This window comes from Labrys sp. KB_33_2 (genome assembly GCF_052114505.1).
In the GTDB taxonomy this organism is placed as follows: domain Bacteria; phylum Pseudomonadota; class Alphaproteobacteria; order Rhizobiales; family Labraceae; genus Labrys.
In genome coordinates, this window is sequence record NZ_JBFREW010000007.1 from 110,331 (window position 1) to 136,618 (window position 26,288).

Annotated in this window: 22 protein-coding genes; 12 read left to right on the forward strand and 10 right to left on the reverse strand. The window is 63.9% G+C overall.

What is annotated here, in order from left to right; genetic code table 11:
- The 7 genes from AB4037_RS14470 to AB4037_RS14500 form a co-directional block, all read right to left on the reverse strand.
- The gene (locus AB4037_RS14470; protein WP_441771993.1) at window positions 1-1,242 is read right to left on the reverse strand and encodes a Zn-dependent hydrolase; all 1,242 of its coding nucleotides are present in this window, start codon (window positions 1,240-1,242) and stop codon (window positions 1-3) included.
- Between the two features lie 17 nt (window positions 1,243-1,259).
- Window positions 1,260-1,856, reverse strand: coding sequence for a DUF1349 domain-containing protein (locus tag AB4037_RS14475; protein ID WP_441771994.1), 597 nt, complete (start codon window positions 1,854-1,856; stop codon window positions 1,260-1,262).
- A gap of 261 nt (window positions 1,857-2,117) precedes the next feature.
- Entirely contained in the window at window positions 2,118-3,572 is a 1,455-nt protein-coding gene (gene hydA, locus AB4037_RS14480; RefSeq protein WP_441771995.1) for a dihydropyrimidinase, read from the reverse strand.
- Between the two features lie 220 nt (window positions 3,573-3,792).
- On the reverse strand, window positions 3,793-4,791 hold the full coding sequence (locus AB4037_RS14485; RefSeq protein ID WP_441771996.1) for an ABC transporter substrate-binding protein: 999 nt from the start codon (window positions 4,789-4,791) through the stop codon (window positions 3,793-3,795).
- Between the two features lie 32 nt (window positions 4,792-4,823).
- A complete protein-coding gene (locus AB4037_RS14490; protein WP_441771997.1) occupies window positions 4,824-5,717 on the reverse strand; it encodes an ABC transporter permease in 894 nt (297 codons plus the stop codon).
- Between the two features lie 221 nt (window positions 5,718-5,938).
- A complete protein-coding gene (locus AB4037_RS14495) occupies window positions 5,939-6,868 on the reverse strand; it encodes an ABC transporter permease (RefSeq protein ID WP_441771998.1) in 930 nt (309 codons plus the stop codon).
- On the reverse strand, window positions 6,858-7,628 hold the full coding sequence (locus AB4037_RS14500) for an ABC transporter ATP-binding protein (protein WP_434959672.1): 771 nt from the start codon (window positions 7,626-7,628) through the stop codon (window positions 6,858-6,860). The genes AB4037_RS14495 and AB4037_RS14500 overlap by 11 nt, the downstream gene beginning before the upstream one ends.
- 498 nt (window positions 7,629-8,126) lie before the next feature.
- On the opposite strand from AB4037_RS14500, the gene AB4037_RS14505 reads away from it, so the two are divergent.
- The 3 genes from AB4037_RS14505 (at window position 8,127) to AB4037_RS14515 (ending at window position 11,593) form a co-directional block, all read left to right on the forward strand.
- Entirely contained in the window at window positions 8,127-8,846 is a 720-nt protein-coding gene (locus AB4037_RS14505) for a GAD-like domain-containing protein (RefSeq protein WP_434957260.1), read from the forward strand.
- 142 nt (window positions 8,847-8,988) lie between these two features.
- On the forward strand, window positions 8,989-9,648 hold the full coding sequence (locus AB4037_RS14510) for a dihydrofolate reductase family protein (RefSeq protein ID WP_434957261.1): 660 nt from the start codon (window positions 8,989-8,991) through the stop codon (window positions 9,646-9,648).
- A gap of 343 nt (window positions 9,649-9,991) precedes the next feature.
- Window positions 9,992-11,593: a phosphoenolpyruvate carboxykinase gene (locus AB4037_RS14515; protein WP_441771999.1), complete on the forward strand. Its 1,602-nt coding sequence runs from the start codon at window positions 9,992-9,994 to the stop codon at window positions 11,591-11,593.
- A 109-nt stretch (window positions 11,594-11,702) separates the two neighbouring features.
- Here the strand turns inward: AB4037_RS14515 and AB4037_RS14520 are convergent, their stop codons facing one another.
- Window positions 11,703-13,118, reverse strand: a complete 1,416-nt coding sequence (locus AB4037_RS14520) for an amidase (RefSeq protein ID WP_441772000.1) — start codon at window positions 13,116-13,118, stop codon at window positions 11,703-11,705.
- Window positions 13,119-13,213: 95 nt separating this feature from the next.
- Here AB4037_RS14520 and AB4037_RS14525 point away from each other — a divergent pair, with 95 nt between their 5' ends.
- On the forward strand, window positions 13,214-13,984 hold the full coding sequence (locus AB4037_RS14525) for a helix-turn-helix transcriptional regulator (RefSeq protein WP_441772001.1): 771 nt from the start codon (window positions 13,214-13,216) through the stop codon (window positions 13,982-13,984).
- Window positions 13,985-13,996: 12 nt separating this feature from the next.
- On the opposite strand, the gene AB4037_RS14530 is transcribed toward AB4037_RS14525, so the two are convergent.
- Window positions 13,997-15,334: an APC family permease gene (locus AB4037_RS14530; protein ID WP_441772002.1), complete on the reverse strand. Its 1,338-nt coding sequence runs from the start codon at window positions 15,332-15,334 to the stop codon at window positions 13,997-13,999.
- A gap of 134 nt (window positions 15,335-15,468) precedes the next feature.
- Window positions 15,469-16,458: an AraC family transcriptional regulator gene (locus AB4037_RS14535; RefSeq protein ID WP_441772003.1), complete on the reverse strand. Its 990-nt coding sequence runs from the start codon at window positions 16,456-16,458 to the stop codon at window positions 15,469-15,471.
- Window positions 16,459-16,623: 165 nt separating this feature from the next.
- On the opposite strand from AB4037_RS14535, the gene AB4037_RS14540 reads away from it, so the two are divergent.
- The 8 genes from AB4037_RS14540 (at window position 16,624) to AB4037_RS14575 (ending at window position 26,280) form a co-directional block, all read left to right on the forward strand.
- Window positions 16,624-17,391: an SDR family NAD(P)-dependent oxidoreductase gene (locus AB4037_RS14540; RefSeq protein ID WP_441772004.1), complete on the forward strand. Its 768-nt coding sequence runs from the start codon at window positions 16,624-16,626 to the stop codon at window positions 17,389-17,391.
- Window positions 17,392-17,451: 60 nt separating this feature from the next.
- Window positions 17,452-18,636: an acetyl-CoA C-acyltransferase gene (locus AB4037_RS14545; RefSeq protein ID WP_441772005.1), complete on the forward strand. Its 1,185-nt coding sequence runs from the start codon at window positions 17,452-17,454 to the stop codon at window positions 18,634-18,636.
- An 88-nt stretch (window positions 18,637-18,724) separates the two neighbouring features.
- Window positions 18,725-20,446: an AMP-binding protein gene (locus AB4037_RS14550; protein WP_441772006.1), complete on the forward strand. Its 1,722-nt coding sequence runs from the start codon at window positions 18,725-18,727 to the stop codon at window positions 20,444-20,446.
- A 136-nt stretch (window positions 20,447-20,582) separates the two neighbouring features.
- On the forward strand, window positions 20,583-22,079 hold the full coding sequence (locus AB4037_RS14555) for a CoA-acylating methylmalonate-semialdehyde dehydrogenase (RefSeq protein ID WP_441772007.1): 1,497 nt from the start codon (window positions 20,583-20,585) through the stop codon (window positions 22,077-22,079).
- Between the two features lie 180 nt (window positions 22,080-22,259).
- Window positions 22,260-23,402: an isobutyryl-CoA dehydrogenase gene (locus AB4037_RS14560; RefSeq protein ID WP_441772008.1), complete on the forward strand. Its 1,143-nt coding sequence runs from the start codon at window positions 22,260-22,262 to the stop codon at window positions 23,400-23,402.
- A complete protein-coding gene (locus AB4037_RS14565; RefSeq protein ID WP_441772009.1) occupies window positions 23,402-24,466 on the forward strand; it encodes an enoyl-CoA hydratase/isomerase family protein in 1,065 nt (354 codons plus the stop codon). Before AB4037_RS14560 ends, AB4037_RS14565 begins: the two co-directional genes overlap by 1 nt.
- A gap of 57 nt (window positions 24,467-24,523) precedes the next feature.
- Entirely contained in the window at window positions 24,524-25,411 is an 888-nt protein-coding gene (mmsB, locus tag AB4037_RS14570) for a 3-hydroxyisobutyrate dehydrogenase (protein WP_441772010.1), read from the forward strand.
- A 95-nt stretch (window positions 25,412-25,506) separates the two neighbouring features.
- The gene (locus tag AB4037_RS14575) at window positions 25,507-26,280 is read left to right on the forward strand and encodes an enoyl-CoA hydratase (protein ID WP_441772011.1); all 774 of its coding nucleotides are present in this window, start codon (window positions 25,507-25,509) and stop codon (window positions 26,278-26,280) included.
- Window positions 26,281-26,288: the final 8 nt, after the last annotated feature.

Here is a 26,288-nt window from a genome sequence, read left to right on the forward strand (position 1 = left end):
TCAGCCCGCCAGGCGCCGGTCGTGCTCGATCACGGCATTGAGCAGCACCTGCGCGCCTGCCGCACATTCATCGAAGGAGGTCGATTCGGCCTCGTTGTGGCTCAGCCCTCCTTCGCACGGCACGAAGATCATGGTGGTCGGCGCGACACGGGCGATATAGGCCGCGTCATGGCCAGCGCCGGATACCATGCGGCGCATGGCAAAGCCGGCCTTGTCCGCACCATGTTCGACGCATTCGATCAGGTCCGGGGCGAATTTCACCGCTGGCGAGTTCCAGATGCGCTTTTCTTCATAGGCAAGCTTCATCGGCGGCAGCGCGGCCTCGAGGGCGGCTCGGAACTCCTGCTCCATCACTTCCAGCACCTCCTCGTCGGGATGACGCAGATCGATGGTGAAGAAGACCTCGCCCGGCACCACATTGCGGCTGTTGGGCTTGTTTTCGATCAGGCCGACGGTGGCGACGCCCGGCTGGTGCTTCTGGCCGATGGCATCGACCGCCTCGATGATGCGAGCGGCGCCCAGCAGGGCGTTCTTACGCAGATACATCGGCGTGGCGCCGGTATGGGCATCCTGCCCGGTCACCGTGACCTCATACCAGCGCATGCCCTGCACGCCGGTGACCACGCCGATCATCGTCTTCTCGTCCTCGAGGATCGGCCCCTGCTCGATATGGAGCTCGAACATCGCCTGGAACTTGTGGGCGCCAGCCTTTTCCGTTCCGTGATAGCCGATGCGTTCCAGTTCGTCCTTGAAGCTGATGCCGTCACGGTCGAGGCGCTCATAGGCATAATCGGGCGTGAAGACGCCAGCAAACACGCCCGAAGCCAGCATGGCCGGGGCGAAACGGGAGCCTTCCTCGTTGGTCCAGTTGATGATCTCGATGGGGGCATTGGTCTCGTAGCCCTGCTCATGCAAGGTGCGCATCGCCTCCAGCGCCCCGAGCACGCCGAGCACGCCGTCAAACTTGCCGCCGGTCGGCTGGGTATCGAGATGGGAGCCCATGGCGATCGGCGGCAAATCATTGTTCCTGCCTGCGCGCACCGCGAACATGTTGCCGACTTCGTCGACGCTCACCGTGCAGCCGAGTGCCTCGCATTGCGCCTTGAACCAGTCGCGGACCTTCTTGTCTTCGTCCGACAGGGTCAGGCGCTTGATGCCGCCCTTGGCCGTACCGCCAAACTTGGCGGTTTCCATCAGGCTGTCCCATAGGCGCTGCGGATTGATGTTGAGATTGGTGAGCATGGTGGGCCTTTCTGAAGTTACGAAAGATCGTGAAGCGCCTTGCCATTGGGCTGAGACAGGCGAAAATCCGAGAAGGAAACGGCAAGACCGGCCCTTTCAGGCGTGCAGCACATCGGGCCAACCTGATAAGAAACAGCCTTCGGGAACGGCGCCAGCCGCACCAGGGGCCAGACTATCCCGTCCGTCGAATATTGCAGCCTGATGACCCCGTCTGCGACGGTGAGGCGCAGGCGGAAATCCTGGGCGTCGCCCGGAAAGGGACCGGTCGCCCAATCCGACTGCCCCACGGTCAGCACGCTGCCCAGCATGGGCGCGTCGTCATTATATTCGATACCTGCCTTCAGCCAGGCCTCGTCATCGAGCCGGACCATCAGGCCCGCCTGGTCGTAGAGCGTTTCGAAACGCGCTCGCACGCGCAGCTCCGCAGTGAAATCGCCGCCACTGTCGAGGTGGAAGAAATGGCCGCTATGACGGGTGAAGCCGTAATGGGTCTTCCGCCAGAAATCGGTGGCCTCGCCGGTCACGACCTCTAGCCGATCGCCGGCCAGCGACCAGGATGGCGGTTCGTTCAGCCAGCGGCCTTGCTTGAGGGAAGAGGAAGGCGTCGAATCCAAGATCTATCTCCTGCAACGCAGAACGAAAGCCTTCTCCACGAAGTGGGGAAGGTGTCAGTGCGAAGCACTGACGGATGGGGTGTGGCGGGCAGTGCACTGAATCCAACATGGTTGCACCACGGTCGCGCCATTCTTCAAAAAGGCGTCTCGCATTGCCCGCCACACCTCACCCGACCCGGCTTCGCCGGGCCCAGCGCGCACAAATAGTGCGCGCGACCTCCCCGCTTCGCGGGGAGGGCTTTTTGCGCGTGACGCCCCCGACTACGGCGTCACCTCGATGCGCGAGACCGGCCTGGGCTTGCTGAGCTCCTTCCAGGTGGCGTTCGCCACCGCGCTGGCCGGGAACGGATCGCGTTGGATGAAGGCGCCGTCGCCCTTCTTGAGCTGGATCTGCTTGTCCTTCCAGGCGATGCGCCCGCGCGACAGGGTGACAACAGGCAGGCCCGTGCATTCATAGCCTTCGAACACATTGTATTCGACGCGGCTGAGTTGCGTCTTGGCCTTGATCGTCTTGGTGGCGGCGGGATCCCAGATGGTGAGGTCGGCATCCGAACCGACCGCAATCGCTCCCTTGCGAGGATAGATGTTGAGGATGCGGGCGATGTTGGTGGAGGTCACCGCCACGAACTCCTCCTTGGTCAGGCGCCCGGTCTTGACGCCGGCCGTCCACAGCACCGGCATGCGGTCTTCGAGCCCGCCCGTACCGTTGGGGATCTTGCGGAAATCGCCGAGGCCCATGCGCTTCTGCTCGGCGGTGAAGGCGCAGTGATCGGTCGCCACCACCTGGAGCGAGCCCGAGGCGAGGCCCGCCCACAGCGAATCCTGGTGCGACTTGTTGCGGAAGGGCGGCGACATCACCCGGCGGGCCGCGTAGTCCCAATCCTTGTTCTGGTATTCGCTGTCGTCGAGCACGAGGTGCTGGATCAGCGGCTCGCCATAGACGCGCTTCCCGGCTGCCCGCGCCCGCGCGATCGCCTCGTGGCTGTCGCGGCATGACGTGTGCACGACATAGAGCTGGCTGCCCGCCATGTCGGCGATCATGATGGCGCGGTTGGTCGCCTCGCCTTCCACTTCCGGCGGGCGCGAATAGGCGTGGCCCTCGGGCCCGGTGACGCCCTGGTCGATGTAATGCTGCTGCAGGCGGAAAACGATGTCGCCATTCTCCGCATGGACCAGCGGCAGCGCGCCGAGGCCGGCGCAGCGGCTGAAGGAGTGGAACAACTCGTCGTCATTCACCATCAGCGCGCCCTTATACGCGAGGAAATGCTTGAAGGTGTTGATGCCGTAGGTCTTCACGACGGTCTCCATCTCGTCGAAGACCTGTTTGTCCCACCAGGTGATCGCCATATGGAAGGAATGGTCGGCGACCGCCTTCTCGGCTTTATGCCGCCATTCCTGATAGGCCGCCAGCAGCGACTGGCCAGGCGCGGGCAGGCAGAAATCCACCACCATGGTGGTGCCGCCGGACAAGGCGGCGCTGGTGCCGGATTCGAAATCGTCGGCCGACACGGTGCCCATGAACGGCATTTCGAGATGGGTATGCGGATCGATGCCGCCTGGCAGCACGAAGCAGCCATCGGCATCGATGATTTCGGCACCCGCCGGCGCCGACAGCTTCGGCCCGATCGCCAAAATGGTTTCGCCGTCGATCAGCACGTCGGCCGGCTTGGAATGATCGTGGTTCACCACGACACCGCCACGGATCAGGATCGGCATAATAGTCCTCCAATAACGAGTTCGCCGCGCCTGTTGCCTCGGCGCTGATTTTACCCTCCCCTGGAGGGGGAGGGTCGGCCTGAAAGGCCGGGGTGGGGTGATTAGGCTCGACTTGACCGGTCAGGTCATCAATACCTTCGAAATTACAAAGGTGCTGCCTTCTCACCCCACCCCGACGCTGCGCGTCGACCCTCCCCCCTCCAGAGGAGGGTCATTCAGCTCACAGTTTCTTCATCGCGTCGGTGACCGCCGAGCTCCAGCCGCCCACCGGAGCCTTGGTGATGGCCGGGCTATCGCCGCCGGCCCCGAGCAGCGTCTTGACGGTGCTATCCGCAGCGGCCGGATCGAGCGTACCATCGGAGCCTTCCGTCAGCTTGTTGACCTCGGCGATCATGTGGGTCTGGTGCACCTCGGTCTGGGCACCGGAGGCATCGTTGTCGAGCACGATCTTCACGGCCTCGTCGGGGTGGGAACGGGCATATTCCCAGCCCTTCATCGAGGCCTTGACGAACTTGGCCATGGTCTCGACGAATTTCGGATCCTTGAGGCGGTCTTCCATGACGTAGAGCCCGTCCTCCAGCACCGCGACGCCCTGGTCCGTATAGTTGAAGACGGTCAGGTCCTCGGCCTTCACGCCGGCCTCGATCACCTGCCAATATTCGTTATAGGTCATGGTGGAGATGCAGTCGGCCTGCTTCTGCAGGAGCGGATCGACGTTGAAGCCCTGCTTGATCACCTTGACGCCGTCGGCCGAGCCGTCGAGCTTGAGGCCGAGCTTGCCCATGAAGGCGTTGAACGGATATTCGTTGCCGTAGAACCATACGCCCAGCGTCTTGCCCTTGAAATCGGCCGGCGTCTTGACGCCGGACTCCTTGCGGCAGGTCAGCTGCAGGCCGGAGCGCTTGAAGGGCTGGGCGATGTTGACGAGACCGACGCCCTTCTCGCGGGCGGCGAGGGCCGCCGGCATCCAGTCGACGATCACGTCGGCCTGCTTGTTGGCGATCACAGTTTCCGGCGCGATGTCGGGACCGCCGGGGGACACGGTGACGTCGAGGTCGGCCTCCTTGTAGAAACCCTTGTCCTTGGCGACGAGATAGCCTGCGAACTGCCCCTGGACCACCCATTTGAGCTGCAGCGTGACCTTGTCGGCTGCCTGTGCCGCGCTGATCGCCCCAAGCCCGAGCGCGAAAGCGACGCCGGCCAGTAGTGCCTTCTTCATTCCGTCCACTCCTCTGTTAACCTCGTCCTGCGTCACGCGCGCCGGTAAGAGGGATGCCAAAACGTCACCGCCCGCTCGACGAGGGCGATGAGGCCGTAGAATAGGGAACCGGCCACCATGGCCACCACGATCTCCGCCCAGACGATGTCGGTCTGTGACAAGGCCGCCTGGGTGTTGATGCGAAAGCCCATGCCGATGGTGGGGCCGTCGAAATATTCGGCCACGATGGCGCCGATCATCGCCAGGGTCGAATTGATCTTCAAGCCGTTGAAGATGAAGGGCATCGCGGCGGGAAGCCGCAGGCTGATCAGCGTCGACCAATAGCTGGCACCGTAGGAACGCATGAGGTCGCGCTCCAGCGTGCCGCTGGCTGCTAGGCCCGCCACCGTGTTGACCAGCATGGGAAAGAAGGTCATCGCCACCACGACGGCCGTCTTGGAGGGCCAGTCATAGGTGAACCACCAGATCATGATCGGCGCGATGCCGACGATGGGCAGCGCCGAGACGACATTGCCGAGCGGCAGGAGACCGCGGCGCAGGAAGGGGACGCGGTCGGCCACCAGCGCCACCAGGAAACCCGAGCCAGAGCCGATCAGCCAGCCGAGCAGGACCTCGTGCAGGAAGGTCCAGACAAAATCGGTGGCGAGCGTATTGGCCTGTGCCACCACCGCCTGGCCGATGGCCGAAGGCGGCAGCAGGATGATGGGGGAGATGCCGAAACCGACGACCAGCCACTCCCAAAGAAGAAGCAACGTGGCGCCAAACAGGATCATCGGCGCCAGATTCCGCCAGTGCGAGGTGCGGCGTCCCTCCCCGGCATTGGCGATCATGTCGACCAGCATCCAGGAAGCGATCCACAGACCGACCGCCTTCAGCCAGAAACCCCAGCCGGCTATCCCCGCAACGCCCGGTGAGTGAACGATCATCGTCAGAGTAAAGACGGCAACAAAAGAGAGCGGGAGTAGACTAAAGAACCATCCGCCGTAGCGATTCCTATAAAGACAAGCGCCAAGGTAGAGAACTCCGACGATATAAATTGGGCTGACCAACTGATTTGAAACGGCATCGGCGCCGTCGCTCAGAGGGAAGAGGACACTTATTGCAATCAGCACTGCTGCACTAAGCCATCCGCACGACTGGAACCTTGTCATGCCTGCTCTCCCTTCACGCCCATTCGCGTTAAGGTGCGCTTTTCGATCAGACCGATCAGACCGATCAAGACAGCCGAAAGCAACGCGGCGGTAAACAAGGCGGCCCACAGCACCAGGCGTAGATTGTTGTACTGGTAGCCGGCAAGCAGGCGCGAGCCGAGACCACCCTGCGCGCCCGTCGGCATCTCGGCGACGATGGCGCCGACGATGCAGCCGGCGATGGCGATCTTCAGGCTGGCGAACAGATAGGGTGTCGCCGCCGGCCAGCGCAGCTTCCAGAAGGTCTGCCATTTCGAGGCATCATAAGTGCGCATCAGATCGAGCTGCATCAGGTCCGGCGACATCAGCCCTTTCACCATGCCGACCGTCACCGGAAAGAAGCAGAGATAGGTGGCGATCAGGGCTTTCGGGACCAGGATCGGTGCGCCGAGCCGGCCGGTGATCGCGGTCAGCAGCGGCACCAACGCCAGGATGGGGATGGTCTGGGAGACGATCACCCAGGGCATCAGGCTCTGGCGCATCGAGCGGTAATGCACGATCAGCACCGCCAGCACGATGCCGAGGACGGCGCCCAGCACGAAGCCCGATAGCGCCGAGGAGAGCGTGATCAGGCCATGATAGACCAGGCTGCGGCGCCCCAGGGGCGGCTCGAAGAACAGGCCCTGCACCATCGCCATGACGATCTGGTGAGGCGCGGCGAGATTGCCGTCCGGCAGATTGATGGCGGCGATGAACTGTTCGATCAGCGGCCGGCTGGCGGCATCGGGCATGGCGCGCTGCAGCGCGGAGCCGTTCATCGGCAGGCAGGCGAGATACCACAACGCGAAGATCGCCAACACCACCACCGTCACCGGCCCGGCCTTGCCGACCATCAGGCGGCTCCACAGCGAGGGGGCGGTACGGGCTGAAAGCACCTCAGTCGTCATAGGAGTGCCCCGCCCTGAGGCCGTCGCGCACGCGATGGGCGACTTCGAGGAATTCAGGCGTCTCGCGGATGTCGAGCGTGCGGTCGCGCGGGAAGTTGCAATCGATGATGTCGATGATGCGGCCGGGCCGCGGCGACATCACCACGATCTTGGTGGATAGATAGACGGCCTCGGGAATGGAATGGGTGACGAACACTACCGTCTTCTTGGTGGTGCGCCACAGATGCAGGAGTTGGTCGTTGAGTTTGTCGCGGACGATCTCGTCGAGCGCCCCGAACGGCTCGTCCATCAGCATCAGCTTGGGATCGAAGCACAGAGCCCTGGCGATCGAAGCGCGCTGCTGCATGCCGCCGGACAATTGCCAGGGAAATTTCTTCTCGAACCCCTTGAGATTGACCAGTTCGAGATTGCGGGCCGCCCTCGCCTTGCGCTCGGCGGCCGGAAAACCCATGACTTCGAGCGGCAGCATGACGTTGCGCTCGATGGTGCGCCAGGGATAGAGAGCCGGCGCCTGGAAGACATAGCCGTAATGCCGGCCGAGACGTGCCTGCTCCGGGGTCAGGCCATTGACCTTGATCGAGCCGGAGGTCTGGCGTTCGAGGTCGGCGATGACACGCAGCAAGGTGGTCTTGCCACAGCCGGAAGGCCCGATGAAGGAGACGAAATCGCCTTCATTGACGGTGAGATTGACCTTGGAGAGCGCATAAACCGGCCCATCGCCGGTATCGAAGGTCAAGGAAAGATCCTCGACCGCAATCACGGGTTCGCCGGCGCCCGTTCGTTCCCGTACGGCACCAAGCTTCCGATCCACGCCCTCAACCTGCATGCCGGCCCTACCTCTGGTTCGTCCCCGGCGGACACGGTGAACCGTTCCGCCCTGCTCGCCCCCGTTCACAGCAATGATCGTGCCATTGCGACGAGAGTCTCTATTTTATCACGTTACCGGCTCACCGCCCCGGTTGGAATATTTCAAACCGAGCCGATTGCCCCTTGCGAGCAAAAAAGCGGGATCGTCCCCTGCTCTTCACCGCTCCCGAGGGCAACCCCGGATTGCCCGAACGGCTGGCAGCAATATTGACCTTATGGACAAAAAATAGGCAACCCCATTTGGAAGAGATTTAAGGAAGGAGGATCCACATCGCCGCGCAGCTCTCTTTCGAACGAGGCGGAAACCCAAACTCCCGATTGCCAGCCATCTTCCCTATCGTCACATTGTACATATTAGCCGTCGATGTCTGGCCGGCAGGAAGATTCCATCATGCGCACCCTTGTTATCCTCCTTGGCTTGTTGAGCTTGGGCTTGTTGAGCTTGCTCGTCGCGCCACGACCGGGCTTTGCCCAGGACAGACCGAAGGAGTTCCAAACCTTCCTGACCGACTTCCCGCCGGGAAAGGATGTGCACCCCTTTCGCGGCGAGTTGTCGCCAGCACTAAAGGAGCACGTCCACCCCAGATTGATCGAGTTCTGGCAAAGGGTTGGCTTCGGCTCTTTCGGCAATGGCTTCATCACCTTTTTCGATCCGCGCGACGCCGAAACGATGCTGGCGCGTTGGCTCCTGCTCCAACATCCCGACCCCACGCGGGTCCCCATTGCGCGCACCGCCTTCGGCGACCTGATCTATTTTCGGGATCTGCGGCAAAGGGCGGCGGAAAACGGACTGCCTGCCGACTGGAAGACCGGTAGCGACGTGATCTTTCTCAGCATCCACTATCGCGGCAGTTCGGCCATCACCTGGTCCGTGGACGACTTCTTCGCCAAGGATCTCAAGGGCTTCCTGCAGGAGAATCCGAAAGCCTTCCACCAGTTCTACTCGACGGTCGGCGGGCAGCCGCTCGCCCCTGGCGAATGCTTCTATTTCGTGCCGGCCCTTGCCCTCGGCGGCCAGGCGACCAAGAAATCCGTCGGCCGTGGCGACTGCCTCGTTCATCAGGAAATCCTGCTGCAATTGGCTCTTTCCTCCGGCCCCTCGCGCAAGTGACCCCATAGGGCGACGAAGAGCCGGGCGAAATATTGCGTTCCTTGTCGGGAGAGGACCTGCCCGCTCGTCCTTGGAGCATAACGCCATGCCTCCAACATAGCGGCCTCCCATCCAAACAAGGGCAATCAAGGGACATCTTCTCATGCGCAAGATCATCGGCGGCATATTCCAATCTCTCGACGGCGTGATGCAGGCCCCCGGCGGCCCACCGGAGGATCCGACCGGCGGCTTCGAGCTCGGCGGCTGGTCGGCGACCTTCTGGGACGGCACGATGGGCACCGCGATGGGTGGCCTGTTCAGCAATCCCTTCGACCTGCTGCTCGGCCGCAAGACCTATGAGATCTTCGCAGCCCACTGGCCCTTCGTCGGTCCGGAGGATCCCATCGGCCCAGCCTTCACCAAGGCAGCCAAATATGTGGTCACGCGCGGCAGCGAGCCTCTCGAATGGCAGAACAGCCATCGCCTCGCCGATATCGCCGCCGTCGCCAAGGTGAAGCAGGGCGAAGGTCCCGACATCCTCATCCAGGGCAGCACGACGCTCTACCCCCAATTGCTGGCCGCGGGCCTGATCGACCGGCTCTTCGTCATGACCTTCCCGTTGGTGCTCGGCAAGGGCAAGCGCCTGTTCGGTACCGGCACGCCGTCCGGCGCCCTGAAACTGACCAGCCATGACGTTTCGAGCACAGGGGTCGTCATCGCCACCTATGAACCGGCCGGCCCCGTGCCAACAGGCACCTTCGAGCTTGCCGAACCGAGCCCGGCGGAGATCAAGCGTCGCGAGCGCATGAAGCACGAGGGCTGAGATTGGACAGGCTTGCCGGTCCCATCTGCAAGACGGGACCGGAAATTGCGGCGTTCTCTCAAAGTATTAACCGGCATCGGGACGATCGCGGGCCTCTCTGCGATCGTCCTTTTCTGTCATTTGTCATAACAATACCAATGCCGGCCAGAATTCTGCCGCCGATGCATTTCGCCGCAACATTCGCATGACACTTCCGCCCGGCCGCCGTGCTAAGGTCGCATTTGGATGGGAAGCAGCCGCCCCCGCCATGCATCGCCATGGCAGCGAATGATTGGTACGGTGCTGCCCGCGGGAACAAGGCCGGATAACGGGCCAGGCACCGGCAAATGTGAGGAAGCGTGATATGAAACTTCATGTTGTGGAAGGCGGCGCCAAGGACGAGATCGAGCCGATCCAGTTCAACAATCTCGGCGCGCTGCACGCCAATCTCGACGAGCCCTCGCTGATCGAGATTGCGATTCGCCGCGGCGAAGGCCTTCTCAGCCCCGGTGGCGCCCTGGTCGTCGATACCGGCAGCCATACCGGTCGCTCCCCGAAGGACAAATATATTGTCCGCGAGCGCGAGACCGAAGACTCTGTCTGGTGGACCAACAACAACGCGATCTCCCGCGCCGCCTTCGACACGCTGCTTGCCGACATGCTCTGGCATGCGACGGAAAAGCAGCTCTTCGTGCAGGACCTGCATGCCGGCGCCGATGAGGACAACGGTATCAAGGTCAAGGTCTATACCGAGCTGGCCTGGCACAGCCTGTTCATCCGCAATCTTTTGATTCGCCCCTCCGCCGATGACCTCGTCGGGTTCTATCCGGACCTCACCATCATCGACATGCCGAGCTTCAAGGCCGACCCTGCCAAATACGGCCTACGCTCGGAGACGGTGATCGCCTGCGATTTCACCCGCGGCGTCGTCTTGATCGGCGGCACGGCCTATGCCGGCGAGATGAAGAAGTCGGTGTTCTCCTATCTCAACTACATCCTGCCCGCGCGCGGCGTCATGCCGATGCATTGCTCGGCCAATGTCGGCCCTAGCAGCGTCTCGGCCCTGTTTTTCGGGCTTTCTGGCACCGGCAAGACCACATTGTCCGCTTCCCCCGACCGTTCGCTCATCGGCGATGACGAACATGGCTGGGGCCCGAACGGCATCTTCAACTTCGAAGGCGGCTGCTACGCCAAGACCATCAATCTCGACAAGCAGGCCGAGCCGCAGATCTTTGCCGCTTCGCAGCGCTTCGGAGCAGTCCTGGAAAACGTCTCGATCAATTCGATCACGCGCAGGCTCGACTTCACCGACGGCCGCAAGACCGAGAACACCCGCGCCGCCTATCCGCTGCATTTCATCGAAAATGCTTCGAAAACCAGTGCAGCCGGCCATCCCGGTACGGTGGTGATGCTGACGGCGGACGCCTTCGGCGTGATGCCGCCGATCGCCCGCCTCACGCCGGAGCAGGCCATCTACCACTTCCTCTCGGGCTTCACCGCCAAGCTCGCCGGCACGGAACGTGGCGTGACCGAACCGCAGCCGACCTTCTCGACCTGTTTCGGCGCCCCCTTCATGCCGCGCCATCCGGTCGAATATGCGCGCCTGCTGAAGGAGTTGATCGACAGGCACCAGGTCTCCTGCTGGCTGGTCAACACCGGCTGGACCGGCGGCGCCTATGGCACCGGACGCCGCATGCCGATCAAATGGACCCGCACCCTCCTCAATGCCGCCCTCGACGGCAGCCTCGACAGGGCCAAGTTCCGCACCGACCGCCATTTCGGCTTCCAGGTTCCGACCGCGGTGGAAGGCGTGCCGAGCCACGTGCTCGACCCCTTCAAGTCCTGGGCCGACAAGGCGGCCTATGAGAACCAGGCCCGCAGGCTGGTGGGCATGTTCACCGAGAACTTCAAGCAGTTCGAGGTGGCAGCCGACGAGACGACGATGAGCGCGGCGCTCGGCGGCTAAAGCATCGCGCCGAAAAATGGATCCCGATTTTCGGCAGGAAACGATACGGCAATAAAAGCCAAAGCGGCGGCTCCCCTGGGCCGCCGCTTTCTCTTTCTGCAGGACGGATCTATCGCGGCGGCGCCAGGAGCTTTTCAGCGCCCAGCGCGATGGCAAGGACGTCCTCGTCCGCATGGCGCCGACCAACGATCTGCAGGCCGACCGGCATGTCCCCGGCGCGATGGACCGGCAGGGAGAGAGCCGGGCATTGCGGCAGGAGATTGAAGGGACAGGTCATGTCCAGTCCCTTCAGGCGCCCATCCGGCAGACTCTCGGCAAAATCGTCATCGCTTAGCCCTGCCAGGGGCGCTGTGATGGCGCAGGTCGGGCACAACAGGGCATCATAACTCCCGAACAGCTTCGCCATGTCGCGCCACATTTGGGTGCGCAGCAACTCGATGCGCTTGTAATGCGTGGCATCCATGGCAAGTCCCGTCTCCATCATCGCCACCACGGATGGATCCATGCGCTCTCGCCCTGCCGCGAGCCGGTCTCCAAAATAGGCCGACATGAACACGCACCAGATGTCGAACCATTGATCGACGACGGCCCGGCTCCATCCCATCGGGATCTCGTCGACGACGGCCCCCGCCCCGCGAAGGTCTTCCACCGCGCTGCGAATGGCCGTCTCCACCGCCGGTTCGACGGCATAGAAGCCGAGGTCGAGCGAGAAAGCGAAACGCCGGCCGGCCAGACCTGCCTTGCGCGCCCGCATGCCGTCGAAGGATAATGGCAGGGAAAGGATATCCTCGTCACTTGGCCCAGCCGTCGCGGCCATGAAGGCGATGGCATCCTCCACACTGCGTGCGAGCGGCCCGAAATGCGAGATATTGTCGAAAACACTGGGCAGGATCGTCATCGGAATGCGCCCCAGGCTTGGTTTGAAGCCCACCACGCCGCAAAAGGCGGCGGGAATGCGCACGGAGCCGCCCATATCCGTTCCCTCCGCCATGGGCACCACGCCCATGGCCACGGCGACCGCCGATCCCCCGGAGGACCCGCCGCTCGTGCGCTCGGGATCCCAGGGATTGCGTGTCACCCCCCAACGCGGGCTCTGAGTAAAGCTGGAGAATGCGAATTCCGGCGTGGTGGTCTTGCCGATCAGAATGCCTCCTGCTGCCTCCAGGCGGCGGATGCACAGGGCGCTTTCAGCGGGAACCGGATCTCCGCTCGTCCAGGAACCCAAGGTGGTGAGATCGCCAGCCGTCGGCGTCATGTCCTTGGAAGCGAAAGGTACGCCATGCAGCGCTCCCAGAGACTGTCCGGCCCTGGCAACCTCATCCGCCTGGCTGGCCGAGGCCAGTGCGCGATCGCGTCGCAGAACTGTGAAGGCATTCAATTCGGGCTGACACGCCTCGGCCCGGTGCAGTGCTTCCGCCACCACATCTACGGCCCTGAATCGTTGCCGACGAATGCCGTCGGCAATCGCGTAAGCCGGCAGGTCGAGCGGATGAGTTCGGGATGTTCGCATGCCGGCTAGATTCATCGTCTTCTCCATTCCGGCTTGTTGGCGGCCCGACGTGGGCGCATAGGGTTGGCAGCCAAACCATCCACCTGTCCAAAAAGGTCCGAGGGAGCGCCATGCCGCCACCATTCCAGGCCTGGAACCGCCTCCTCGCCCATGCCGTCGAGGCCATAGGCTCGCCGGGCTTTCCCGCGGCGCTGCAGACGGTCCTGCGCCTGATCGCCCCTTTCGAGATGATGAACGGCTTTCGTTATACGCCGGACGGCAGGGCGCATGATCTTCACAACCCGTCCGACTTGGTGGATCGTGGCATCATCGTCGATCAATATCTCGCCGGCGCCTATGTGCTCGACCCCTTCTACGATGCCGTCCGGGGGAGCGACGCCACATCCCTGATCGTCATGCAGGATCTGGCACCCGATCATTTCAGACAGTCCGAATACTACCGGATCCACTATGCCGCGACGACCATCAGGGACGAGATCGGCTTCGTGCTCGATCTCGGAGGCAGACATGTCGGGGTGCTCTCGATCAGCCGTCTTGGCACGAACCCGCTGTTCCGCCGCCGCCAGATCGAGCAATTCGGCGATATTGCCGAACTCATCTGCCGCCTTGCCGAGCGGCATTGGCAAACCACGCGTCCGCCCTCCCTCTCCAGCGAGGCGCTCCCATCGGCGGCTATCGCCCATCCTCAGTTGACGCCACGCGAGCGGGAAATCGTGGCACTGATCCTCAAGGGGCATTCGAGCCTCTCGGTCGGCGCTCTCCTCTCGCTCTCCCCGGAAACGGTCAAGGTGCATCGCCGCCACATCTACGCAAAGCTGAAGATATCGAGCCAGGGGCAGTTGTTCCGCCTGTTCCTGGCCGGGCAGTCCACTGCCGCCTGAACAAGAGCCTGCTCAGGCCGTCTCCTCCACGAAGTCCATTTCGGGCGGGGCCTGGCTGAACATGCGCGTCAGATAAGCCAGATAGGCAGCCCCCAGCGCCAGCCAGATCAGGCCGAGCCATTTGGCGTGGGCATCGAGATTGAGGAGCAGATAGAGGTCGCAGGCCGCCGCGATGGCCGGAACGATCACACCCAGCAGCGCGCCCAGCGGCCTGACGCCTTCATGCCCGCGCAGATAGAGAGCGATCACCGAGAGATTGACCGCCGTGAAAGCCAAAAAGGCACCGAAATTGATGAAGGAGGTCGAGGTCGTGACATCCATCCAGATCGCGGCCAGCCCGACCAGACCGACGAAAAGCAGATTGACGAGGGGCGTCTGCCATTTCGGATGCAGGCGGGCGAACAGGCCGCTCGGCAGGACATTGTCGCGGCCCATGGCATAGAGAAGGCGGCCGACGCTGGCCTGAGCGGCGAGACCCGAGCTGAACTGTGCCAGGACGAGCGTCGCCAGGAAGATGACGACAAAGAAATCGCCGCCGATCTTCTGGGCGATTTCGTTGCCGGCGGCATCGACGGAGGCGAACTCGAAACCGGGATGGGCGAGCTGGACCACATAGGCCGCCGCCACGAAGATGGCGCCGCCGACCAGGGCCACGATCAGGATGGCGCGCGGAATGGTGCGGCCAGCGTCCTTGGTCTCCTCCGTCAGCGTGGAAACGGCATCGAAACCGAGGAAGGAATAGGCCGCTATGGCGGCGCCTGCCACCGAGGCGGAAAAGGGCACATTGGCCTGGAAGAAGGGCGCCGCTGCCGCCAAGCCGCCCGTTCCGTTCGCCGCGGCGACGTAGCGGGCCGCCAGCAGCATGAAGGCGACGACCACGACGAGCTGCACCAGCATCAGCACGAAATTGACCCGGCTTGCGAAGGCAATGCCGAGGATGTTGATCACGGTAGTGGTGAAGATGAAGGCAAGGATCCAGACCCAGCTAGTTACGGCGGGAAAGGCGGAGGACAGATAGGCCGCGCCGATCAGCCAGATCACCATCGGAAGGAAGAAGTAATCAAGCAGAACGGCCCAGCCGACCAGGAAACCGACGCCGGAACTCAACGATCGTCGAGCATAGGTATAAGCCGAACCCGCTACGGGATAGACCCGGGACATCACGCCATAGCTCAGGGCGGTAAGCAGGATGGCGCCAGAGGCCAGCAGATAGGACATCGCCGTGGTGCCCTGGCTCGCCGTCGCCAGCGGCCCGAAGGTGCCGAATACGATCATCGGCGTCATATAGGCCAAGCCGAATAATACCACCGACCACAGGCCCAACGCCCTGTCCAATTTCACGTCCTGCATCGCTTCTCTCCCCTGGCGACAAGTTCTCCGGTTTGCCGGCGCTCGTCCTATCGTTGTCATCGGGGAGCTTGTGCCGATGCCGGCGATCGAACAATAACCCCAAGGAGTTATGACGGAACCGGCCGGCCCATCCGTCATTTCCCACGCGAGCGCCGGAATTCCCCGGGGCTGCAGCCGGCCCATTTGTGGAAAGCGCGGTGGAAGGCGCTCGGCTCGGTATAACCGAGATCGGCAGCGACCTGTCCAACCGGCTTGGCCGTGCGGAGCAGCCAGTCCAGGGCCAGCTTGCGGCGAATCTCCTCCTTGATTTCGGAGAAACTCTCGCCGTCTCCAGCCAGATGGCGCCGCAATGTCGGTTCGGACAGGTCCAACCTCGCGGCCATCTCGGCGAAGGAAGGCCATTCGGTAGGAGGGAGCTCGCGCAGGAGACGTCGCGTGGCGGAGGCAGCGCCACGGTCATAGCGATAGCGCCCCAATATGTTGGCCGGAGCGCCGGTTATGAAGCCCTGCAGCGTCTTCTCGGTCTGGCGTACCTTCAAGGACAGCAGCGCACGGTCGAAGGTCAGCATGGTCTGTGGCCGATCGAAGTCGACCTTGGTGCCGAAGAAGTCGCGATGGTCTTCCCGGCCGCTCGGGAGGGGCCCGCGATAATGCAGCTCGCGGATCTCGAGCTGGCGCTTGACCAGCCAGCACACGATGCCGTGCAGCAGCAGGAAATAGGTGCGATAGGCAAAGGCCGGCCGGGGAGGAGCGGTCTCGCGCAGGATCACGCTGGCGCTCGTTTCTTCGATCACCAGTTCGCCCTTGGGCTCTCCCAGCACCAGGTTGAGAAAGCGCAAGCTCCGCCTCACGGCATGCTCCAGCGTCTGGCTGGAGATCACGGCGTGGCAGAGCATGGCGAAACTGCCCGGCGCCATCGGACGGGCACCGAAGCCGAAATATTCGCAGCTCATGATCTGCGCGATGCTGAGCCACAGCCGGCCATATTGCTCAGCCGACAGGCGAAAGCCCGGCAGATCGAGATCGCTCTCGCTGAATCCACCCGCCTCCAGCGCCGTCGCGAGGTCGAAGCCGCCGCGCCTCAGGGGCTCGAGCGTATCCTCGATAAAGCCGACGCCGATCATGGCGTGAATCTCTGCGCTCTCCAGGCCATCCGCGCCCCTTACGATATGGCAAAACCGATCACGCTTTTAAGCACGAAGGGTCATCGAATGCCACCGCCGACGCGCGTAATATCGGTGCCAACGACAACGGCCCTCAAAGGGCCGACACGGGGAGAGTTCCGCGCCATGCAAATCCAAGATCGCGTCTTCCTGGTGACTGGTGGAGCGTCCGGGCTCGGCCATGCGGTAGCAGCCGGGTTCGTGAGCCGCGGCGGGCGTGTCCTGCTCTGCGATCTCAATGCCGAAGCCGGCGAGAAAGCCGCAGCGGCGCTGGGTCCTGCGGCCCGCTTCCAGCACACCGACGTCGCCAATGCCGGGGATGGGCAGGCCGCCGTCGAGGCCGCCCTCGACGCCTTCGGCCGGCTCGACGGCCTGGTCAACTGCGCCGGCGTCGCCCCCAGCGAGCGCATCGTCGGACGTGACGGCCCGCATGATCTCGACCGCTTCGCCCGCACCATCCAGATCAATCTCGTCGGCACCTTCAACATGACGCGCCTCGCCGCCCGGGCAATCTCCACCAATACGCCCGGCGAAGACGGCGAGCGCGGCGTCATCGTCAACACAGCTTCGATCGCGGCCTATGACGGCCAGATCGGCCAGGCCGCCTATGCCGCTTCCAAGGGCGGCGTCGCCAGCCTCACTCTGCCGGCAGCCCGCGAGCTCGCTCGCTTCGGCATCCGCGTCGTCGCCGTGGCGCCCGGCGTGTTCGAGACCCCGATGATGCAGGCCATGCCGGAAGAGGTCAGGACCTCGCTGGGTGCGACCGTCCCCTTCCCGCCCCGCCTCGGCCATCCGCAAGAGTTCGCCGCCTTGGTCTGCCACATCGTCGAAAACCGCATGCTCAATGGTGAAATCATCCGGCTCGACGGCGCCCTACGCATGGCGCCGCGCTGATCGACCACACATGTCGCCGAAATCGGCGTAAAATCCTCCTTCGCAAAAAGGGACCTCAAGATGAATGACCCTGTCGTGATCGTCGGTTCCGCGCGGACCCCGCTCGGTGGTTTCCAGGGAGCCTTCTCCAGCCTGCCGGCGGCACGCCTCGGCGCAGCCTCCATCTCGGCCGCGGTGTCTCGGGCCGGGTTGCCCGCCGAAGCCATCGAGGAGACCGTGTTCGGCTGCGTGCTCAGCGCCGGCCAGGGCCAGGCCCCGGCTCGCCAGGCTGCCCTGGGCGCGGGCCTGCCGATTTCGACTCCCGCCACCACCATCAACAAGATGTGCGGCTCGGGCATGCAGGCCGCCATGCTCGGCCATGACCTCATCGCCGCCGGCACGGCCGGCGTGGTGGTGGCCGGCGGCATGGAGAGCATGACCAACGCGCCCTACCTGCTCGACCGGGCGCGCAGCGGCTACCGCATGGGCCATGGCAGCGTGAAGGACCACATGTTCCTGGACGGGCTGGAGGACGCCTATGACAAGGGGCGACTGATGGGCACCTTCGCCGAGGATTGTGCTGAGGCCTATCAGTTCACCCGCGAGGCGCAGGACGAATTTGCCTTGCGCTCCCTGAGCCGAGCCCAGGCCGCCATCCGAGACGGACGTTTCGACAGCGAGATCGTGGCCGTTACCGTCGGTTCCGGCAAGACGGAGCAGGTCGTCGGCGTCGACGAGCAGCCGGGCAAGGCCCGCCCGGACAAGATTCCGACGCTGAAGCCCGCCTTCCGCGAGGGCGGCACGGTGACGGCAGCCAATTCGAGTTCGATCTCCGACGGCGCCGCTGCTTTGGTACTGATGCGCCGCTCCCAGGCGGAAAAGCGTGGTTTGACCCCGCTCGCCGCGATCGTCGGCCATGCCAGCCACGCCCAGGAACCGAACCGCTTCGCCACCGCTCCGATCGGCGCCATGCGCAAATTGTTCGAGCGCACCGGCTGGACGGCCGGCGAGGTCGATCTGTTCGAGATCAACGAGGCCTTCGCCGTGGTGACGATGGCGGCGATGCGTGACCTCGACCTGCCCGGCGACAAGGTCAATGTGCATGGCGGCGCCTGCGCCCTTGGCCATCCGATCGGCGCCTCTGGCGCCCGCGTGCTGGTAACGCTGCTGGCCGCCCTCGAAAGCCATGGACTGAGGCGCGGCGTCGCAAGTCTTTGCATCGGCGGCGGCGAAGCGACTGCCATGGCGGTGGAACGGTTGGCGTAAGTGGGGGGCGTGTCTTCAGACCCGCCTTCATCGAAGCACTGGCGGGTCTGAAGACCCGTCTCCCGACGGCAACAGCGAGGAAACTTTCATGCCAGACTTTCGGCAGGCTCGTGACTTTCTGCTCAAGCATCGTAGCGATTACCAGACGGCTCGCGCCGGCTTCCGCTGGCCGGATGACTCCCATTTCAACTGGGCGCTCGATTGGTTCGACGCCGAGCTCGCCACCGCTGCCGAAAGCCGGGACCGCACGGCCCTGCGGATCGTCGACACAGCCACCGGAACCGATACCCGTTTCAGCTTTTCCGAGCTCAGCCGGCGCTCCAACCAGGTGGCGAATTTCCTGCGCGCTCAGGGCCTGAGACGCGGCGACCACCTGCTGGTGCTGCTCGGCAATGTGCCGGCTATCTGGGAAACGACGCTGGCGGCGATCAAGCTCGGGCTGATCCTCATTCCGGCCACGACGCTGCTCACCCCGGACGAGCTCGCCGACCGTTTCGACCGCGGCAGGGCCCGCGCCATCATCGCCGAGCGCGACCAGCTCGCCAAATGCGAAGATGTGGCGCCACCGGAAGTCAAGCGCATCGCCGTCGGCCCCGGCGGAGGAGCCGGCTGGATCACCTATGTCGAAGCTTTCAACCAGCCCACCACCTTCACACCGGATAGCCCGACCCATCCGCACGATCCGCTGCTGCTCTATTTCACCTCCGGCACCACGGCCAAGCCCAAGCTGGTGCGCCATTCCCAGCGCAGCTATCCCGTCGGCGCGCTCTCGACCATGTACTGGCTCGGCCTGCAGCCGGGAGACGTCCATCTCAACGTGTCCACGCCCGGCTGGGCCAAGCATGCCTGGAGTTCGTTCTTCGCGCCCTGGAATGCCGGTGCCACGGTGCTGGTGATCAACCAGCCGCAATTCAGCGCCAAAGTCCTGCTGCGCGAACTCGAACGCTGCGAGGTCACCACGCTCTGTGCCCCGCCGACCGTCTGGCGCCTGCTGATCCAGGAGGATCTTGCCGCCACCAAGGTTTCGCTGCGCGAAGTGTGCGGGGCCGGCGAGCCGCTCAATCCGGAAGTGATCGAACGGGTCCGCAACGCCTGGGGGCTGACCATCCGCGACGGCTACGGCCAGACCGAAACCACGGCCCAGATCGCCAATTCGCCGGGACAGACGATCAAGGTCGGTGCAATGGGCCGCCCCCTCCCCGGCTACGACATCCGCGTCCTCGACGCCGATGGCAAGCCTGCCACGGAAGGCGAGGTCTGCCTGCCGCTCGGCGACACACGCTCGGCCGGTCTGATGCAGGGCTATCAGGGGATCGACGGCAAGCTCGGAGGTTTGGAGGACGAGGTCTATCACACCGGCGACGTCGCCTTCATCGACGAGGACGGCTACCTCACTTTCGTCGGCCGCGCCGACGACGTCTTCAAGTCCTCCGACTACCGCATCAGTCCCTTCGAGCTCGAAAGCGTGCTGATCGAACACGAGACGGTGGCCGAGGCCGCCATCGTGCCGGTGCCCGATCCCATCCGCCTGTCGATCCCCAAGGCCTATGTGCTGCTGGTCGGCGCGGCCAAGCCGTCGCGCGAGACGGCGCTGTCGATCTTCCGCTACACCAGCGAGCGGCTCGCCCCCTTCAAGCGCATCCGCCGCATCGAATTCGTCACCGAATTGCCCAAGACGATCTCCGGCAAGATCCGCCGCGTCCAGCTGCGTCGGCTGGAGGTGGAGGGCGATACGCAAAGCGCATTCCGGGGCGTTGAATTCGCCGAGACCGATTTCCCGGAGATGGCATCGGAGAGGAAGCGCGCATAGGGTTGCGGCAGAGGCGTTCCGGGTGCGCGGACGTCTCGTCCGCTTCTTGCTCTCGGCAGACACTGTTTTTCCAAGAGTGGACGAGACGTCCGCGCACCCGGAAAATGAAATTCACAACACGATGAAGGACCAAGCCATGCGACAGATCGGACATTTCATCGCCGGCAAGCGCGTCGAGGGCACCAGCGGCCGTTTTGCCGACGTGTTCAATCCCACCACCGGCGAGGTGCAGGCCAAGGTGGCACTCGCCAGCAAGGCCGAGTTGCGGGCCGCGGTCGAAAATGCCCGCGAGGCACAGGTGGTCTGGGCGGGCTGGAATCCGCAGCGGCGCGCCCGTGTGATGATGCGCTTCCTCGAATTGATGCGGGACGAGCATGACAGTCTGGCCGAACTCCTGGCGAGCGAGCATGGCAAGACCGTGCCGGATGCCAAGGGTGACATCCAGCGCGGCCTCGAAGTGGTGGAGTTCGCCATCGGCATCCCGCATCTGCTCAAGGGTGAATATACCGAGAGCGCCGGTACCGGCATCGACGTCTATTCCCTGCGTCAGCCGCTGGGTGTCGTCGCCGGCATCACGCCTTTCAACTTCCCCGCCATGATCCCCTTGTGGAAATGCGCCCCGGCGCTGGCCTGCGGCAATGCCTTCATCCTCAAGCCCTCCGAACGTGATCCCTCCGTGCCGATCCGCATCGCCGAACTGTTCCTTGAAGCGGGCCTGCCGGCGGGCGTGTTCAATGTGGTCAACGGCGACAAGGAAGCGGTCGACGCCATTCTCGACGACGAAGACATCCGGGCCGTGGGTTTCGTCGGCTCGACCCCGATCGCCGAATATATCTATGTCCGCGCCGCCCAGACCGGCAAGAGAGCCCAGTGCTTCGGCGGCGCCAAGAACCACGCCATCATCATGCCGGATGCCGACATGGACCAGGTGGTCGATGCCTTGATCGGCGCCGGCTACGGTTCGGCGGGCGAACGCTGCATGGCGATCTCGGTCGCCATTCCCGTCACCAAGCCGACGGCTGATGCCTTGATGGAAAAGCTGATCCCGCGGGTGGAATCGCTGAAGATCGGTCCCTCCAGTGACGGCTCCGCCGATTACGGCCCTCTCGTCACCCGCGAGGCGGTGGAGCGCGTCAAGCACTATGTCGAGATCGGCATCAACGAGGGCGCGAAACTAGCCGTCGACGGCCGCAATTTCCGCCTCCAGGGCTATGAGAACGGCTTCTTCATGGGCGGCTGCCTGTTCGACGAGGTCAAGCCGGAGATGACCATCTACAAGGAGGAAATCTTCGGCCCGGTGCTCTCCGTGGTGCGTGCGCACGATTACGAGGAAGCGCTGGCTCTGCCGACCAAACATTCCTACGGCAACGGCGTGGCGATCTTCACGCGCGACGGCGATGCTGCCCGAGACTTCGCCGCCAGGGTCAATGTCGGCATGGTCGGCATCAACGTGCCGATCCCGGTGCCGATCGCCTATCACACCTTTGGCGGCTGGAAGCGCTCGGGCTTCGGCGACCTCAACCAGCACGGGCCGGATTCGATCCGCTTCTATACCAAGACCAAGACGGTGACCTCGCGCTGGCCGAGCGGCATCAAGAGCGGCGCGGATTTCTCGATCCCGACGATGCGGTGAGGCAATCTTTACCCTCCTCTGGAGGGAGAGGGTCGACGCGTGGCGTCGGGGTGGGGTGTCTGCACGACCGATCCCAGTCTAGCGCCGCCCAATCTGGCAGAACGCTGCGCCAGTCACCCCACCCCGGCCCTTTGGGCCGACCCTCCCCCTCCAGGGAGGGTAGGAAACGAGGCAACCACCATGGATTTCGAACTCAGCGACGAACAGGTGGCCATCCGGGAGATGGCGACCGGCTTCGCGGCGGAGGCGATCGCCCCGCACGCCCTCGAATGGGATCAGAACAAGCATTTTCCCATCGACACGCTCAGGGCGGCCGCCGGGCTCGGCATGGCCGCGATCTATGTGCGCGAGGATGTCGGCGGCTCCGGCCTCACCCGGCTCGATGCGGCGTTGATCTTCGAAGCCCTGTCCTCGGGCTGCCCGGCCGTCGCCGCCTTCCTGTCGATCCACAATATGTGCGCCTGGATCGTCGATAGCTATGGTTCGCCCGAACAGCGCCAGCAATGGCTGCCGGCGATGACCAGGATGGAGACGATTGCCAGCTATTGCCTGACCGAGCCCGGCTATGGCTCGGATGCCGGCAACCTGGCTACCCGGGCGACGCACGAGGGTGATAATTACGTCCTCAACGGCCAGAAGCAGTTCATCTCGGGTGCCGGTGCCAGCGATCTCTACATCGTGATGGCCCGCACCGGCGGCGATGGCCCCAAGGGCATCTCCACCTTCATCGTGCCGAAGGACACGCCTGGTCTTTCCTTTGGCGCCAGCGAGAAGAAGATGGGCTGGCATGCCCAGCCGACCCGCGCCGTGATGTTTGAGAATGTCCGGGTTCCCGCCGCCAACCGCATTGCCGAAGAGGGCCAGGGCTTTCGCATCGCCATGGCGGCGCTCGACGGCGGCCGCCTCAACATTGCCGCCTGCTCGCTCGGGGGCGCCCAGGCGGCTCTCGACAAGGCGATCGCCTATATGGGCGAGCGCAAAGCCTTCGGAAGGAAGATCTCGGATTTCCAGGCCCTGCAATTCCGCCTTGCCGACATGGCGACGGAACTGGAAGTGGCGCGCACCTTCCTGTGGCGGGCCGCCTGCGCGCTCGATGCCAAGAGCCCCGAGGCGACGCGCTTTTGCGCCATGGCCAAGCGCTTCGTCACCGATGCCGGTTTCGAGGTTGCCAATCAGGCGCTGCAGCTTCACGGTGGCTATGGCTATCTGAGCGAATATGGCGTCGAGAAGATCGTCAGAGATCTCAGGGTGCACCAGATTCTGGAAGGAACCAACGAAATCATGCGCGTGATCATTGCCCGTGCCCTGCTGGGGAATCGCTAATGGCAGCAGAAGAGACGCTTCCGGACGTGATCGTCGAACGCACAGGCTCGCTTGGCCGCATTCGGCTCAATCGCCCCAAGGCGATGAACAGCCTCACGCGCGACATGGTACATCTGATCGCGCCGGCCCTCGACGCGTTCGAGAAAGATGCCGCCATCGCCGCCATACTGCTGACGGGCGAAGGCGAGCGTGGCCTGTGCGCCGGGGGCGACATTCGGGCCCTTTACGAAGGCGAACGCACGCCCGATGGTACGGGCGCGAAATTCTGGCGTGACGAATATCGCGTCAATGCCCGCATCGCCCGCTTTCCCAAGCCCTATCTGGCCGTGATGGACGGCATCACCATGGGCGGCGGCATCGGCCTGTCGGCTCACGGCGCCCACCGCATCGTCACCGAGCGCAGCCGCATCGCCATGCCCGAAGTCGGCATCGGCTTCGTGCCGGATGTCGGCGGCACCTGGCTGCTCGCCCATGCGCCGGGCGAGATCGGTACCTATCTCGCCCTCACCGGCGAGACGATCGGGCCTGCCGATGCTGTTTATGCCGGCCTGGCCGACCTCCAGATCCCTCAGGGCAGCATTCCCGCGTTGATCGACGAGCTGGCTCAGTTGATGCCTGGAACCGACAATGAGGCAATCCGCGCCGTGCTTGCAAAGCATGCCGTGCAGCCTGAACTCGCTCGCCTTTCCGAGCATCGCACGCTGATCGATCGCTGCTTTGCCGGCTCCTCCGTCGAGGCCATCCTGCAAGCTCTCGAAGCGGATAATACGCCCTTCTCCCTGAAGACGCGCGACCTCATCGCCTCCAAATCGCCGACCAGCCTCAAGCTCACCTTCCGCCTGATCCGTCTGGCCCGCGAGGCCGATGGCCTTGAAGAGGCTCTGGAACGCGAATTTGCTGCAGCGGTTGCGGTGGCCCAGGGCCACGATTTCTACGAGGGTGTGCGAGCGGCCATTATCGACAAGGATCGCAATCCGCGCTGGTCGCCGGCAAGCCTTGCAGAGGTCGATGACCACGATATCGAAGCCTGGACCCAGCCGGTGGCGGATCGGGTGTTTCCTTAAGCGCATGGCGGTGCGTAAGACACCGATCCTTATCGTATTCTCGCAAAGGAGTTTCCAATGGCCCGCAGCAAGATAGGTTTCATTGGTCTCGGCAATATGGGCGGACCGATGGCCGCCAATCTGGTCAAGGCCGGGCACGCGGTGCGCGGCTTCGATCTGTCCCAGGTCTCGCTCGACAGTGCGCGTGCTGATGGCGTCACCATCGCCGCCTCCGCCGCCGAAGCGGTCAAGGATGCCGACGCCGTGGTCACCATGCTGCCGGCCGGCGCCCATGTGCTGAAGGTATGGTCGGATCTGGCCAGCCTCGTGCCTGCGGGCGCGCTGCTGATCGACAGCTCCACCATCGACGTTGACAGCGCCCGCAAGGCCCATGAGATCGCGGCCGGACGTAACCTAGCCGCCGTGGATGCTCCCGTCTCGGGCGGCGTCGGCGGCGCCAAGGCCGGCACGCTGACCTTCATGGTGGGCGGCCCGGACGAGGCCTTCGCCCGGGCCGAGCCGCTGCTCACCATAATGGGCAAGCGCGTGGTGCATTGCGGCGGCGCCGGCGCCGGCCAGGCGGCCAAGATCTGCAACAACATGATCCTCGGCATTTCGATGATCGGGGTCTGCGAGGCCTTCGCGCTCGGCGAAAAGCTCGGCCTGTCGCAGCAGGCGCTCTACGATGTCGCCTCGACCTCTTCCGGCCAGTGCTGGTCTCTCACCGCCTATTGCCCCGTGCCGGGGCCGGTGCCGACCTCGCCCGCCAACAACGACTACAAGCCGGGCTTCGCGGCGGCCCTGATGCTCAAGGATCTCAAGCTCGCCCAGGCGGCCGCCAATTCGGTCGGCGCCAACACGCCGCTTGGCGCCGAAGCCGCCCAGCTCTATTCCCTGTTCGACGGCCTCGGCCACGGTACGGAAGATTTTTCCGCCATCATCCGGCTGCTTCGGGGCAGGAGCTGAGTTTCATCAACATAACAGCCGGCTCAATATTTCAAATGAAGGGCGCATTTCCCTCTCCTCGAGGACGGAAATGGCCAAAGGTTTGAGGACCAGACATGACCTATGAGACCATCATCACCGAAAAGCGCGGACGCGTATTGCTGATCACGCTCAACCGGCCCGAGGCCCTCAACGCCCTCAACCGCAAGCTGGCCGGCGAACTCCTGGCGGCGACCCAGGCGGCGGACGTCGATCCCGGCATCGGCTGCCTGGTGATCACCGGTTCCGCCAAGGCCTTCGCCGCCGGCGCCGACATCAAGGAGATGCAGGCTCAGAGCTTCGTCGACATGCACAGCAGCGACTGGTTCTCGGAATGGAACCATTTCGCCGCTTCTCGCAAGCCGAAGATCGCAGCTGTAGCCGGCTATGCTTTGGGCGGAGGCTGCGAACTCGCGCTCATGTGCGACTTCATCCTGGCCGCCGACACCGCCAAATTCGGCCAGCCTGAGATCAAGCTCGGCGTGATCCCCGGCATGGGCGGCAGCCAGAGGCTGGTGCGCTCGATCGGCAAGTCCAAGGCGATGGAATTGTGCCTCACCGGCCGGCTGATGGACGCCGCCGAGGCCGAGCGCTGCGGCCTGGCCTCGCGTATCATTCCGGCCGCCGATCTCGTCGAGGACGCGGTGAAGACGGCGGAAACCATCGCCAGCATGTCGCTGACGGCCGCTATGGTAATGAAGGAAGCGATCAACCAGGCCTATGAGCTGCCGCTCACCAGCGGCCTCACCTTCGAGCGCCGCGTTTTCCAAGCCCTGTTCTCGACGCAGGACCAGAAGGAAGGTATGGCTGCCTTCGTGGAGAAGCGCCCGGCGCAGTTCAACCGGGGATAGTTTCGGGG